We start from the raw sequence: 15,453 nt of genomic DNA on the forward strand, positions 1-15,453 counted from the left end.
CGAAATGATCGTCCCTTTTTGTATCGTTAACTGCTTTAAAGAGCGGTGAGTTCTTCTGCAAGGCCGAAAGACAACGTCATACCGGCCCCACTGAGGGCATTCACAATGGTGACGCCCTTTTCCGGCGACATCACCAGCTCTGTGGCGCCGTTGGTCAGTTTGGGATAAATGCCATGCCACTGTTCCTGGATAGTATAGGCAGGCGCCTCGAGGAAAGTATGCATATACTTCAGAATAAGGTCATTGATAAACGCCTTATCAAATGGTTCGAAGTCCGGACCATATTCATGCGAATCACCAATGGTCAGTTCACCCGCCCCATTCTGGGAAATCAGCAGGTGGATGCCCCATTTTACATACTCCGGCATTTCCTGTTCAAAGCGTTGTTTGAGCGGTGTCAGCGCGGCACAATCGCTGAAGGATGCATAGTGCGCGAGGGTGAGACCGGCGCAGAGCGCAGGCCCCAACTGCCAGCCGCCCGGCTGCGGAATGGTGCGCATCATCTGCAGTTTACATTTGGTGAGGGGCGCGGCCGCGTAGGCAGCAGGATACAGCGTCTCAAAATCAGCGCCGCTGCAAACATATACCTGGTCTACTTTCCACTTTTCGTCTTTCGTTTCTATATAAGGCAGGCTGATACCGTTGACGGCTGTATTAAAACGAACGGTCACGTTCATTTTCTCTTCGAGGTGACGTGCAATGGCGGCACTGGCCTGCCGTGGGTTGACAGTCATTTCCGTCGGGCTCCAGAGCGCACCCTGCAAACCTTCGGTTTTGATGGCTTTCGTATACTGACCAATATTTTCCGGTGCTATCATCTGGCAGTCAAATCCATTGGCGGGCGCTGCGGCGGCAAATTCTTCCAACACGGCCAGCTCGTCTTTTTCGTATACCAGGTGCAGGGAGCCTGTTTCCTGGCATTGCAGGCCCGTAGCCGCTGCCAGTTCTTTCCATACGCTGCGGCTATGCATGGCCCGCTGGTACATTTTACCTGCACGCTGACCAATAGGCCATACCAGTCCGAAATTGCGGATGGAAGCACTGATAGCCCTGCTGTTCCTTTCAAATAAAACCACTTTTTTCCCTTTGGATGCCAGCTTGTACGCCATGGCCAATCCTACGATGCCGGCGCCTACTACCGCTACATCCGCTTGTTGTTGTTGCATGATCGCTATTGAGCAAGAATTTATAAAATAGATAACAGTTCATCCAGAGAAGCCACCAGGTGGGTATGCGGACCTTTCTCCAGTTCTTCCCGGCTATAGGCGCCTGTAGTAACGCCCACCACATAACGACAACCCGCGTTGGTACCTTCTTCCAGATCAGAAATGGTATCGCCTACCTTCATTACTTCCCCGATGCTGCGCACTTCCAGCGTTTCCATGATACGATAGATCATATAAGGATATGGGCGGCCATAAGGCACCTCGTCGCTGGTAGCGACAGCGTCTACCAGCCCCTGCTGCTGCCAGCCGGTCCTTTGCAGGATCACGTTGGTAATATCGCGGTCAAAACCCGTGTCCAGCGCTACTTTGATGCCTTTCTGCCGCAAAGCGGCAAACACGGCAGATACCCCCTGCTTCTCCCTCACGGAACCATCATTCGCGTAATGCGCTTTCATATCTTCCACAAACCGGGTGTGCAACCCGCCGATAAAACTGTCGTCCGCATACCGCGGGTCGTTTTTCTGTTGCAGCAGATAACGGATCGCATAAGGTTTGGCATATCCCATTACTTCATTGACTTCTTCCAGGGATACATACACGCCTGCCAGTTGAATGGCCTGTTGCAATACTTTCGCCACATTGGCTTCGTCGTGCAGTGTGGTGCCCGCAATATCAAAAACAGCTAATTTAATCTCCATCGCTTTAAAAATTGATGACACAAAGGTATAAAAGTTGTAAAAATAAGTTTAGCATTTATAAACAAATTTAACAAGGAGGTAACATGAAGAGGAATAAAAAAAACCCGTTCAGCGCTCGCCAAACGGGTGGTATAAAGAATTTTCGGGGGAAATCAGAACCCTAAACCGGCCCCTACGCGGTAAACCAGGTTATTGCGGTACGGAGACCGATTGTCCTGGATCACATCATACATGATAGATATACCGATACCTACCCTGCCACCTACGCTCTGGGTATACCCTGCGCCTACCAGCAGGCTGGGAACACTGTAACTGGTGCTGAAATTACGTTTCGGATCTGTATAGTAGATCGTTGATTTCTGCGTGATATAGTTGTACTCCGGCTGGATATGTACAAACACCATAGGGATAGGGTATACACGCCCCCATATGCCACCGCCGAAGATGGTGTATTTATCCCGCTGTGCGGTATTGCCGTAACCATCATATGTTTTGTACTGGCCGTACTGCGCGTTCACGTTGATACCGGCAGCGATATAATCATTAAAACGGTAACCCACCAGCGGGGAAATATCCACATTCGTATAGTCGCCGAAAACCATACCCAGCGAGCCTCCCAGGATAAGCCTGGAACGATCGAAACCACGGGGTGCACTGGTGTCCGTTTTATAATACTGTGCATTTGCCAGCTGGGCCGTCATAAGAAAGCAGATACCTATTAATAAACGTTTCATACCTGGTGTATTATGTTTAAGTGGTGATAGCATGTTTCCGGCAAAAATAACCATTTACTGTATCTCTTTAGAAAGACGGACAGATAGTAGATCTTTTTGCATTGTTAAACCCTCGGTTGGAGTATAAGCCACTGTATACCAGGCCGATTTCATAGGCGCCTCTCCTGCTGTTGGACACAGCGAGGTTGGAGGTGGTTACATCATAACTGAACTGAAGTTTAATATTACTCAACTGGTACCCCACCATAAACGCCGCAGCATCTTTGGCGCGATAGTAGATACCGCCGGAAACCTGCTTATCGCCGTCACCGGAGAGATTGTAGGCTGCGTTCAACCCTATGACAAACTCACTGACGCCGGCCTGCCGGGAGTAGTAAGCACTGGGGTTGACGATCAGCACATCACTGGTTTTAATGCTCGCATTCAGAAAACCGGTATAACGGCGGGGTACTTTGTTTTCGCCGTCGTAGAAGGTTTCCCGGGGAGTGTTCACATGCTGCACAGCAACGCCGGTATTGATATACAAGTTCTCTGTGGGAAAAAAAGCATAGTTCATCCCCACGTTCAGGTCGAAATAGTTCACACTGGACTGAGTAAATGGTTCCGCTGTGGGCATCCGGGAGTCGAAGAACTTCCCGTTCCACTGGTCCCCGAAAGTCAGTTTGGTAATATCCACGCGTTTGTTGGCAGCGCCGGCCTGAAAGCCCAGTGACAACAGGCTGCTTTCGCCCAGCAGCTGGTGATAGGCAATAGAAGCGTACCCTTTGGTAGAAGAGAGATTCCCGCTACCTGCCACATCACGAAGAACAACGCCCCCCACACCCAGCCATCCGTAGACGAGCCGGTCGCTCAGTAGCTGGAAATCACCATATGCCGACATGGTCCGGTAAGGTACCGGAATACTGGTCCATTGGTCGCGGTAATTGGCCCCTACCCGGAAGTTTCCGTCAGGGATAAAACCGGTATTGGCGGGGTTGGTGGTTAACGGTGAATTGAAATACTGCGTAAAGTGGAGGTCCTGTGCGGACGCACTGATCGCGAGCAACATTCCAATTACCCACCCCACGGTGATGTTAACAATCAGCTTCTTCATGACTCATCATCTTAACAAGGTTACATTTCCTGTCTTATTGGCCTTGGTCCCGTCGGTAAACTCGAGGCTTACCACGTAAGCATATGCATCCATGGGCTGCACCGCTCCTTTAAACCGGCCGTCCCAGCCTATTCTGGGGTCGGAACTTTCAAAAATCAACTGTCCCCAGCGATTAAATATCTTGAGGTTAAACTTCGTCACACCAAATGACTTCACATAAAACACGTCGTTCATGCCGTCATTGTTGGGCGAGAATGCCGTGGGCACGTCAAACAGCGGTACTACGATGGCCGTTACCTGTTTGCAGACAGTATGCGTACATCCTTCCCTGTTGGCAGCCGTCAGACACACGTTGTAAGTACCGGTCTTCAGGTACTGGTGCTGCGGGTTACGAACGGAAGTCGTGTCGCCGTCGCCGAAATTCCACAAGTAATGCAGCGGTTCCTGTCCCTGCGTCAGGTTGGTAAAGGTAACCGGCGTATTTTCCGTGGCCTTGGTGGGCATAAAGTCGAAGTCTGCCACCGGCGGCTCAGCTACCAATACTGTTTTGGTGATACTGTCCTTCTTATTGCAGGTGTTTTCGTCCAGCACCAGCAGTTTCACTTTCCATCTGCCCGGCACCGCGAATTTATGTATCGGGTAAGGCTCGGTGGATTGTTCCCCGTTATCTTCAAAGGTCCACAGGAAACTTTCCCCACCCAGCGTGGTATTGTCCAGCTGTAAATCTGTACCTACGCAAACGGTGTCCGGCATATTGAACCGGGCGGTAACGTTTACGGCCACACGCAACGGCTTGGTGATGGTTTGCGGCGCGTTACAGAAGTTAGTGTCTACCAGGGTAAGGCTTACATTATAGATGCCTGGTGCGGCGAACTTATGATTGTAAGGGAATTTGGATGGTCCTACGTACTCCGGTTTGGAACCATCTCCCAGATCGAAGATAAACGAGCTGTCGCGGAAGGCTCCTGTCGGCGTGGCATTGCTGGTAAAGACATACGCCAGGGCTTCGCAGGGCGGTTGCCGCTGTGCGTCAAAATCAAATTTGGCTTCATTGTTTCCCAGCTTCACATCAATATAGGCGGTATCTGCACCATTACAGCTGGCACGGTCCACTTTTACCAGCATCACCCGGAAGGTGCCTATCTGGTTAAAGGTATGTTTAATGGTATCTTTTCCATTCACCACGGTCCCATCCGGGAAATGCCATTCCCATCTTTCCGCCGGCAGGCGGGTGGTATCCACGAAAGTGATTTCGCTGGGTACGCAGTAATTTGTTCTTCGGCCAAGGGTTTTAATACCGGCTTTCACCCCGTCGAGGTTGAAGGCTATTTTTAAAGCGCCGTAATTGCAGGCAGGGGGTGGCACACTGGAGTAGGCGCCGGGAGTGGTCGGGTAACGTGGTTTGCTGCCGTTCTGGCTTACGTTACACCATGCACAGAGGCCCTGATAGATTACACCGTTGCGGTCAAAGCGGCTGGTGCCGCCATCCACGTGTTCATACAGGCCATTACCGCCAAACCAGCTGCCAAACAACTGCGCGGCCGCATCCCGCTGTAATACAAAGAAGTAAAAATCCATCCCGTCAGTAGAACTCTGGATAGGATTTTTCGCCGGCAAACCAAAAGTACCGGAGTTGGGATAATGCAGGGAGTTGTTGATGCCGCCGCCCCAGCCGGACACGTACACGTTCTCGCAACGGTCCACCAGGAAAGCGGTCGGTGAAATGGAAGGCGTGGAAGCCAGCTGACGCCGCTTGCCAAAAGTAGTGGAATACACAAAGGCGCTCAGGTCCGGTTGCATCTTCACGATGTACTGTAGTGAGTTATCATTGTAATCACCGGCGTTAAGCAGTTTGATGGGCCAGGTACCTTCGGTGGTTCCCATGGCGTATACAAAGCCGTTCCTATCCAGTTGTATACCATACACCTGGTCGGCGGAAGGATCGTTGGAACCCAGGAAGGTGCTCTGTAATATCCTGGAACCGTCGTTGGCAATATGCGTGATAAAACCGTCACACACACCGCCGCGATAGGTAGGGTAAAGGGCGCCGGGGGTAACGGAAAAATTACTGCTGGCGGTACCACCGGCCACGTATAAAGTATTGAGTTTATTGAGGGCGATAACATAAGCCGCATCTTCGGCGGAGCCGCCGAGGTAACTGGACCATACCAGTCCCCTGCACATCGGATTGATCTTCATCACCACACCGTCCTGCGAACCACCGAAGGAACCCTGAAAAACACCCGGCGTTACCGGAAAATCACTGGAACGGGTACAGCTGGCTACATAGATGTATCCTGCATCGTCGATCACTACTTCACTGCGGGCATCGTCACCATAGTTGCGTAGCAACACCCAGTCGCCGCCCGCCCGGTTTTCACGCATATTCACGCCGTCATCAGCGCCGCCGGCCACGATCAGGGAGCCGATCAGACCGCTACCAGTAGCGTTTAGTTTGGTAACTACGATATCCCATCCGCCACGGTTAGTACCTTCTACCTTGTCATACGGATAGTTGGCTGAAGTGGTCCTGCCGGAAATAACAAGATTGCCCTGGGCGTCCACGAAAAGGCTGTGCGGTTGTTCCTGCCCGTCACCGCCGATATAAGTGGCATAAATCAGCCGGGTACCGTTGGGATTGAACTTGGAGATGGCGATGTCAAAAGCGCCGCCGTTGAACGCCGTTTTGTAGGCGCCTGGTGTTGCGGGATAACCGGGGCTGAATACAATACCGCCGCCATAAAAATTGCCGGCATCGTCATAGGTAGCGGTAAATCCCCAGTTGTCGGCCCGGGAACCGGACACGGTGGAAAACACATATACCGGATCTATCACCAGCGGGTAAGCGGGGTCATAATCACCGGAAATTTTAAATCCTACTTTATTACCATTCAGTTTGTAAGATACTTTTACCGACACGCGCTGGTTATTCACATACTGGTAGGCGTAAGGCAGTTGCTCTATAACGTCGCCCACAGTTGTATGTATCAGCAGCTGCCCTTTTTTGATTTCCATGCTGGTGGCGCCGTCGTAGGCCAATTGCACCTTATCCGGGTTGGCGCCGGCCGCTACAATGAGATCATATTTCAATTGGGAAGCATCGGAGTAAACATGTGCGTCGATACCGGGGTACAGCGACTTATACATCAGTCCCTGGTAAGATTTCACATTGGACGCCCATTTGGACCTGTCGTTACCAATCAGATAGTTACTAAGGCTTTCCTGTGGTTTTTCCGGGATGATTTCCGGGTTTTCGTTGGCGCCGATAAAGTTAACCTGATAGGCATGTCCCCGTACATCCGGAAATCTGCGCGGTCTTTCTGTTTCGCCGTTTCCGGCCGTAGCGGCGGCTTTGGCGGCAGTCCCGTTTTTAGGGACGACCACTGCGCCGGAGTCGGCGGCTTCGCCATGCCCGTGCATATATTCAAACAGGTCATGCATATCTTCCTTGCTGTACAGCATAAAAGTGAAGCCTGTTTTTCTCAGCCATATATCGGCGGTACCCACGTCTGACTTATACAGGACCTGAGGGTCCCATTGACCTTTGTTTTCAATAAAGTTCAAGGGAGTGAAATTGGTTGACTGTTGCCCCCGGGCAGTGTAACCGGTAAACAACAGGAGGATCATCATTCCAATAAAGCCGCTCGGGAGGGTAAATTTCAACGGGATAAGATTTATTTTAATGCCAAAAAAACCAATATACATCTATAAACGCAGAAGCCCATTAAATTGTTACGGGCGTAAGATATAATACCGCTGTCCGGACGACATGTTCAGGGAGTATATCAACTATTCAGACGGTATAAATTAATAAACGTTAAAAACGTCAGGAAATTTTACTCCATTGAGATTTCCCGCGCTGAAGCGCCAAATAATCTTTTAAGCCTTGATTTTCAGGGAGGACGAGATCGGGGTCTTCTGACAGTATTTTTTCGGCACTGGCGCGGGCGGCTTCCAGTACGGCCCTGTCCTGCACAATGTCGGCCAGTTTAAAGTCGAGCACCCCGCTTTGGCGGGTGCCTTCGATATCTCCCGGGCCGCGGAGTTCCATGTCTTTTTCGGAGATAATAAAGCCATTGTTGGTTTGCACCATGACATTGATGCGTTCTTTGGATACCTGTCCCAGTTTGGTGCCTGTCATCAGGATGCAGAAAGACTGCTCTGCGCCGCGGCCTACGCGGCCCCGGAGCTGGTGCAGCTGTGAGAGGCCGAAGCGTTCGGTACTTTCAATTACCATTACGGAGGCATTGGGCACGTTAACGCCTACTTCGATAACGGTCGTCGCCACCATGATGTGGGTATCGCCGCTCACGAAGCGCTGCATGTTGGTTTCCCGCATTTCTGCCGGCTGGCGGCCATGCACCATACTGATGTAAAACTGCGGTTCGGGGAAAAATGCTTTTACTTCCTCATAACCTTTCATGAGGTTTTCATAATCCAGTTTTTCACTGTCTTCGATGAGGGGGTATACGATGTAAGCCTGCCGGCCTTTTTTGATTTCGTCTTTGATGAAGTTCATCACCTGCGGGCGCTGGAATTCCGTACGGTGAACGGTGGTAATGGGTTTCCTGCCGGGCGGCATTTCATCGATCACCGACACGTCCAGATCGCCGTAGACGGTCATTGCCAGCGTACGTGGTATAGGCGTCGCCGTCATGACAAGGATATGCGGCGGGATATTGTTTTTTTCCCATAGCCGTGCCCGTTGGGCCACCCCGAAACGGTGCTGTTCGTCTACGATGGCCATACCCAGGTTCCGGAACACGACTTCTTTTTCCAGCAGGGCATGAGTACCTACGAGGAAATGAATGCTGCCATCGGCCACGCCGGCCAGGATTTGTTTACGGGCTTTGCCTTTGATGCTGCCTGTCAGCAGTGCTATTTTGACCGGCATATGCTGCAGCAGTTCGGCCAGTCCTTTATAGTGCTGTTGCGCCAGGATTTCCGTTGGCGCCATCAGGCAGGCCTGGAAACCGTTGTCTTTTGCCAGCAGCATGGTCAGCAGGGCGACCATGGTTTTACCGCTGCCTACATCCCCTTGTAACAGACGGTTCATCTGCCGGCCATGCACGGTGTCCATACGGATTTCCTTCAGTACGCGTTTCTGCGCGCCGGTAAGGTCGAAAGGCAGATGGTTGTTGTAAAATTCATTAAAGGATTCGCCGACGGCGCCAAACACATAACCGTGGGAAAGCTTTTGCCGTTTGATTTTGAGGCGGCATATTCTGATCTGTGCGATGAACAGCTCTTCAAATTTCAGCCGGCGCTGCGCCTGGTGCGCCTCGTCCTCGCTGCCAGGAAGGTGTATCTTGAAATAGGCCATGGACCGAGGCATCAGCCGGTATTGCTGCAACACTTCCACCGGAATATTTTCTCTCACTTCCATGGGCGACATTTGTTCGAGCAGCGCTTTGGTGAGTTTTCCTATAGCCTTTGCCGTTAGTCCGCGTGCTTTTAGTTTTTCGGTGGTGGAATACACCGGTTCCAGGTGTTGCTTTCCTGTCGCAATTTCTTCTGTGAGCAGGTCCATTTCGGGATGCGCCAGCTGCGGTACCCCGTTGAATACAGAGATACGGCCAAACACCAGGTAGGATACATTTTCACGCAGGGATTTCTGCATCCACTGCCAGCCCTGGAACCACACCAGCTCTATGACGCCGGTTTCGTCCTTGAAGGTGGCCACCAGCCGTTTGCCTCTGTTCTCTCCTACTACTTCCATCCGCAGGATACGCCCGCGTATCTGCACAAAATCCTCATAGCCGCTCAGGGAAGCTATCTTGTCTATCTTGGTGCGGTCTACATACCGGAAGGGAAAATACTGTAACAGATCGCCGAACGTATGTATGCCGGCCTCTTTACGCAGCAGTTCCCCTTTCTGCGGTCCTACGCCTTTGAGATATTCTATCGGGTTGGATAATATGGCAGTGAAAGTTGAGATGATGAACCGGTTTTAGTGAGCCACGAAGATAATTTAAAAAGATTAGCGAAGATAAAAGCTGCTAGAGCTTTCATCTTCGCTAATTATGTTTTTCAGTCGGTATGCGGAACTATTCTGCGTCGGCAGTAACTTTTCCTTCTACAAACTGTTTCATCCATTCAGTAGTAACGGATTTAGGTCTTTCGAGGGAGAGACCCAGACCTCTGTCCCAGCAAAGGGAAGCCAGTACGCCCAGTGCGCGGGATACGCCGAACAGTACGGTGTAGAATTCATATTCCACCAGGCCGTAGTGTACCAGCAATGCACCGGAGTGTGCGTCTACGTTAGGCCATGGGTTTTTCACTTTGCCCAGTTCCTGTAAAATCGGCGGTACGGTTTCGTAAACGGTCCACACAATTTTCACCAGTTCATCGTTAGGCAGGTGTTTTTTAGCGAATTCCATCTGTGCAGTGAAGCGCGGATCTGTTTTACGCAGTACGGCGTGACCGTAGCCAGGCACCACTTTACCTTCAGACAGGGTTTTGCGTACATACGCTTCGATCTGCTCTTTGGTAGGCATACCACCACCGAGTTCTTCGCGCATGGCCAGTATCCACTTGATCACTTCCTGGTTGGCCAGACCGTGCAGCGGACCTGCCAGACCGTTCATACCGGCGGCGAAAGAGAGGTAAGCATCGCTGAGGGCGGAGCCTACCAGGTGTGTCGTGTGTGCGCTCACGTTACCACCTTCGTGGTCGGCGTGGATCACCATGTAAAGACGCATCAGTTCTTTGAAGCCTTCATCGGTGTAACCCAGCATGTGCGCAAAGTTACCAGCCCAGTCCAGCATGCCGTTAGGCTGAATATGCTGACCGCCTTTGTATTTGCGGCGATAGATGTAGGCAGCGATACGGGGAAGACGGGCGATGAGGTTCATCGTGTCTTCATACATGTAGCTCCAGTAATCTTTTTTATTGATACCTTCAGCATAGGCCTTTGCAAATGCAGATTCAGTCTGCAGCGCCATGATACCTACGGTGAACATCGTCATCGGGTGGGTAGTAATAGGCAATGCCTCAATAGCATCAAATACATGGTTAGGTACATGAGAACGGCGTCCCCACATGCTGGATAAAGTCTGTACATCTGTTTCATTGGGTAACTCACCAATCAACATCAGGTAAAACAGCCCTTCTGGTAACGGTTCAGCACCACCCGGCGCTTTTGGCAGGTGATCTCTCAGCTCCGGAATGGAATATCCGCGAAAACGAATGCCCTCGTTGGCATCCAGCAGGGAAGTTTCCGTTACAATGCCGGTAATACCGCGCATACCCTGGTAAACCTGCGCCACTGTTACGTCTTCAATTTTTTTTGAGCCGTGGTTCTTTACCAGGTCCTTTACTTCAATGTTAAGTTCATCTGCTTTAACCTTGAATTTTTCTTTTATGTACCCCATTTTACTGCTATTGTTTATAAAATGAAACAAAATCGATCAATTGTCAAAAGTAATGATTTGTTAACGAAGTTACCACCATTTAGCAGTATTTAATGTCAATTTAATAAGCAAAACATCCGTAACAGACAGGGAAAATGATCGGCTACCAAACTATCTAACGCCATTACAAATCAATTATTTATAAATAAAAAATAAACCGTACGGCATCGACGTTAAAGAAATGTAAATTTTTTCAGAATGAATTGAAAATATTGAAAGCATGTTGCTGAAAAATTCATTTTTATTTATCAGATTGGACAATTTTTGTTTACCCGATCAGCATGGGCAGATGTATATAAATAAGGAGGGAAATAAGGGCGCTTTTTTTTCACGCCGGATAAAAAAGACAGCATTAAAGGGCTGGGCTCCGGGGGTATAGCTACAAAACGGGCATCTTTCTCAGGTGAACTTGTCTTTCGGCAACAGCTGCTCTGTGAATGTATGGATAGGCAACAGGCTCCCCGGAAAGGGAGCCTGTTGCGAATTTTATAGATGAGCTGCTATAAAACAGCGATTCAACGACTTGGTTGGGCCTGCCTGAGGAACCGGGGCCTGGTCGTCATTTCGGCGCGCGACGGTACAGGTAAAGCGCCAGTCCCCCGAAAAGCACATTGGGTATCCATACGGCCACAAGCGGGTTCAGATCGGCCTTGGTGCTGAATACTGTAGTAAACTGCATGAGGATGATATAGCTGGCGCTGATCACGATACCTACGGCGAGGTGCAACCCGCTGCCTCCCCGCACCTTTTTGGCGGCGATGATGCCCCCGATAAGGGTCAGGATCACTACTGCGGCGGCGGCGGCAGTCCTGCGGTAATACTCTACCCAATAGGTATTGAGCCCTTCGGAGCCACGAATGGCCTCCCGCTGGATATACTTACGCAGATCGGGCGTGGTCATGGCTTCCTGCAGGTTTTTCACCTCTATCAGGTCTTTGGGGTCCAGCGCTATTTTAAGGATGGAATCCTGGCGGCTGTACCATTTTTCATGCAGCCCGTCCATATGCCTTACAGACACATAGTCCAGCCTCCATGCTTTTTTGGTGGAATCCCAGGAGATGCGGTCAGCCCGCAGCTTAACGGACATCAGCTGTTTGTCCACCTTCGAAAGGGTGAAGTTACTGCCGCTTTTATAGTTGGGATCATAAGTCCCGAAAGATACGTAGGTAAAACTGTCAATACGGCTGGAACGGTCATATTGCGACTGCTGGTTGTCCGGCGTGCGGATACGCGTATTTTCAAAAGTGGTGCGGATACGGTTGGCATTCGGCACCACCCAGTAGTTGGCCAGCCAGAGGATACCGCCAAACAGGAACGCCCCTACCCAGTAAGGGCGCAGGAAACGGCGAAAACTCACGCCGGCGCTCAGGATAGCGATAATCTCCGAGCGGTACGCCATTTTGGAGGTAAAGAAAATAACGGAGATGAATATAAACAGGGGAAACAGCAATGCCGCAATGTGCGGGATAAAACCGAAGTAATAATCCACAATCACATCATGCAGGGATATGTTGTACTTAATGAAATCATCTATTTTCTCTGTAATATCGATCACCACGGAAATGATCAGCAATATCATCAGGGAATAAATAAACGTTCCAATGAGCTTGCGTAAAATGTACCAGTCGATTTTAGTCATGAGCCCAAAGATATTAGTTTATTTTATAGTCTGAACTTTTACAATCGCGTTTTCAGTTGCTGTACCATTCCCGTTTTCCAGGTAGCGAAGGTGCCTGCCAGAATCTGGCGGCGGGCTTCTTTTACCAGCTCCAGGTAAAAAGCGAGGTTGTGGATACTCGCCAATGTCATGCCTAAAATTTCGCCGGCCACAAACAGGTGGCGCAGGTATGCCCGGGAGTAGTCACGGGTGGCAAAACATTCGCTGTTGGCGTCGATAGGGTTAAAATCGGTGGCCCATTTTTTATTGCGGATGTTGATCACCCCGTTCCAGGTAAAGAGCATGCCGTTACGGCCGTTACGGGTGGGCATCACACAGTCGAACATATCCACGCCAAGGGCAATGTTTTCCAGGATGTTCCAGGGGGTGCCTACGCCCATGAGGTAGCGGGGTTTGTCTTTGGGCAGGATCTCGGTCACCAGTCCGCACATCTCATACATCTCATTTTCCGGTTCCCCTACGCTCAAACCGCCGATGGCGTTGCCTGCGGCGCCGCGGGAGGCGATATATTCCGCGGAGGCTTTGCGGAGGTCTTTATAGGTACTGCCCTGTACAATGGGGAACAGCGTTTGTTCGTGGCCATAGGCGGGCTGGGTGTCTTTCAGTCTTTGTATACAGCGGTCCAGCCAGCGGTGCGTCAGGTCCATGGATTTACGGGCGTAACGGTATTCTGACGGGTATGGCGGGCATTCGTCGAACGCCATAATGATATCGGCGCCGATGGTCCGCTGGATGTCCATCACATTTTCCGGGGTGAACAGGTGTTTGGAGCCGTCGATATGGGACTGGAACACCACCCCTTCTTCCTTGATTTTACGGTTGGCCGCCAGGGAGAATACCTGGTATCCGCCGCTGTCGGTCAGGATAGGGCGCTCCCAGCCGTTGAATTTATGCAGGCCGCCGGCCAGTGACAACACTTCCAGTCCCGGGCGCAGGTAAAGATGATAGGTATTGCCCAGAATGATCTGTGCCTGCACATCATCGCGCACCTGTTCCTGGGTAACGGCTTTCACGCTGCCCACTGTGCCTACCGGCATGAAAATCGGCGTTTCTATGGTACCGTGGGCAGTGGTAATCTTACCAGCCCTGGCATTACTGCCACTATCTGTAGTTATCAGTTCAAAATTCACGGCTCTTAATTTCAGCGTGCAAAGATCGGATTATTTGGGCATTTTGTTATTGGGTTATTTGATTATTGGATTTACGGATTTTGAGATTTTGAGATTTTGGGATTTTGGGATTTTGGGATTTTGAGATTTTGGGATTTTGAGAGATGATTGTTCTCCATAAAAATGAAAACAGGGTCTATTCCCAAAATTCCCAAATTCGTAAATCTCAAAATCCGCAAATTTTTTATTTGTTTTACAGATAATAAAAATATTATATTTTTGCCAGCATTATGCTTGACAATCTGGGTGAAATTGCCTTATACTTTTTCGCTACCGTAGCAGGAATTCAGACGATCTATTATCTGTTTGTCTTTTCCCGGGTAGCTTTCTATCGTCGTAAGTTTGACCTGGACCAGGCGCCTGACGGCCCTTTTTCCGTGATCATCTGCGCCAAGGATGAAGAACTTAACCTGCAGAAAAACCTGCCGGGAGTATTACAGCAGCGTTATCATGTGCACCATAAACCGGAATATGAGGTAATAGTGGTCAACGACAACTCTGAAGACGATACCAAATATTATCTCCGCTCCATAGAGCCGGGTTATCCGCACTACCGGCATATTGAAATCAAACAGGCCGCTAAATTCATCCCCGGGAAAAAATATCCGCTGTCTATCGGCCTGAAAGGCGCTCAGTACGACAATGTGCTGCTGACAGATGCCGATTGTAAGCCTGGCAGCACCTACTGGCTAACGCTGATGAGCCAGGGATTTGAGAATGACAAGGAAATTGTGCTGGGGTACGGCGCTTACCATAAAAAACCGGGCTTCCTGAACAAAGTAATCCGGTACGAAACCTTCTTCAGCGCCCTGCAACACCTTTCCTTTGCCATGAGCGGCATGCCTTATATGGGAGTGGGCCGCAACCTGGCTTATAAAAGAGAACTGTTTTTCCGGCACAAGGGCTTCACCAGCCACCAGCACCTCGCCAGCGGCGACGATGATCTGTTCGTCAATTCCGCCGCCAACCGTAAAAACGTAGGGGTGGTGATCGACAAGCAGGCCTTTACCTATTCGGAGCCCAAGCTAAGCTGGAAAAGCTGGTTCAGGCAAAAGACCAGGCACATGTCTACCGGCAAACACTACCGTTTCGGACACAAATTTGTGCTGGGCCTGTTTTCCCTGACGCATTTTCTGTTTTATCCGGCCCTGATCTTCGCGCTGTTTTTTCCGCCACCAATCCTGTGGTACGTACTGGGCATCTTCGCCGGCAAAGTGCTGGTACAGTCCATTATCACCTACTCCGCCATGCGCCGGCTCGACGAGAGCGATCTTTTCAAGTTCAGCTGGCTGATGGACATTTTCATGGTGCTGTATTACATCATTTTCACACCGGCACTGATGTTCAGGTCTAAAAACAAATGGTAATACCATTTGGGAATTTTCTGATTTACGATTTTTTGATTTCTTGTCTGATAAAAGCAAAGACCGAAGCGATTCAATTACGCTCCGGTCTTTTTATATTCCATAATCCGCTAAATCAAAAATCGTAAATCAGAAAATC

General features: G+C 50.2%; 10 protein-coding genes. 1 reads left to right on the top strand and 9 read right to left on the bottom strand.

Annotation, left to right across the window (positions count from 1 at the left end; genetic code table 11):
- Nucleotides 1-35: 35 nt before the first annotated feature.
- From B5D63_RS10590 to tgt, 9 genes are all read right to left on the bottom strand, one after another.
- Nucleotides 36-1,166, bottom strand: a complete 1,131-nt coding sequence (locus tag B5D63_RS10590; RefSeq protein WP_078668788.1) for a TIGR03364 family FAD-dependent oxidoreductase — start codon at nucleotides 1,164-1,166, stop codon at nucleotides 36-38.
- A gap of 20 nt (nucleotides 1,167-1,186) precedes the next feature.
- Nucleotides 1,187-1,864 carry a phosphonatase-like hydrolase gene (locus tag B5D63_RS10595; protein WP_078668789.1) on the bottom strand — a complete coding sequence of 226 codons (678 nt, stop codon included), beginning with the start codon at nucleotides 1,862-1,864 and terminating at the stop codon, nucleotides 1,187-1,189.
- Between the two features lie 152 nt (nucleotides 1,865-2,016).
- Nucleotides 2,017-2,598 (bottom strand): porin family protein, encoded by a 582-nt coding sequence (locus tag B5D63_RS10600; RefSeq protein ID WP_143312869.1) that lies wholly within the window; start codon nucleotides 2,596-2,598, stop codon nucleotides 2,017-2,019.
- A gap of 67 nt (nucleotides 2,599-2,665) precedes the next feature.
- Nucleotides 2,666-3,691 carry a PorP/SprF family type IX secretion system membrane protein gene (locus B5D63_RS10605; protein ID WP_078668791.1) on the bottom strand — a complete coding sequence of 342 codons (1,026 nt, stop codon included), beginning with the start codon at nucleotides 3,689-3,691 and terminating at the stop codon, nucleotides 2,666-2,668.
- A 6-nt stretch (nucleotides 3,692-3,697) separates the two neighbouring features.
- Nucleotides 3,698-7,354, bottom strand: coding sequence for a DUF7948 domain-containing protein (locus B5D63_RS10610; protein WP_159455978.1), 3,657 nt, complete (start codon nucleotides 7,352-7,354; stop codon nucleotides 3,698-3,700).
- Nucleotides 7,355-7,517: 163 nt separating this feature from the next.
- Nucleotides 7,518-9,632: an ATP-dependent DNA helicase RecG gene (recG, locus tag B5D63_RS10615; RefSeq protein ID WP_317044788.1), complete on the bottom strand. Its 2,115-nt coding sequence runs from the start codon at nucleotides 9,630-9,632 to the stop codon at nucleotides 7,518-7,520.
- 106 nt (nucleotides 9,633-9,738) lie between these two features.
- A complete protein-coding gene (locus B5D63_RS10620; RefSeq protein WP_078668794.1) occupies nucleotides 9,739-11,064 on the bottom strand; it encodes a citrate (Si)-synthase, eukaryotic in 1,326 nt (441 codons plus the stop codon).
- A 598-nt stretch (nucleotides 11,065-11,662) separates the two neighbouring features.
- A complete protein-coding gene (locus tag B5D63_RS10625; protein WP_078668795.1) occupies nucleotides 11,663-12,742 on the bottom strand; it encodes an LptF/LptG family permease in 1,080 nt (359 codons plus the stop codon).
- A 38-nt stretch (nucleotides 12,743-12,780) separates the two neighbouring features.
- Nucleotides 12,781-13,911, bottom strand: a complete 1,131-nt coding sequence (tgt, locus tag B5D63_RS10630; RefSeq protein ID WP_078668796.1) for a tRNA guanosine(34) transglycosylase Tgt — start codon at nucleotides 13,909-13,911, stop codon at nucleotides 12,781-12,783.
- 269 nt (nucleotides 13,912-14,180) lie between these two features.
- On the opposite strand from tgt, the gene B5D63_RS10635 reads away from it, so the two are divergent.
- Nucleotides 14,181-15,317 (top strand): glycosyltransferase, encoded by a 1,137-nt coding sequence (locus tag B5D63_RS10635; protein WP_078668797.1) that lies wholly within the window; start codon nucleotides 14,181-14,183, stop codon nucleotides 15,315-15,317.
- The last annotated feature ends 136 nt before the right edge of the window (nucleotides 15,318-15,453 follow it).

Source organism: Chitinophaga eiseniae (genome assembly GCF_900167135.1).
Classification (GTDB): Bacteria; Bacteroidota; Bacteroidia; order Chitinophagales; family Chitinophagaceae; genus Chitinophaga; species Chitinophaga eiseniae.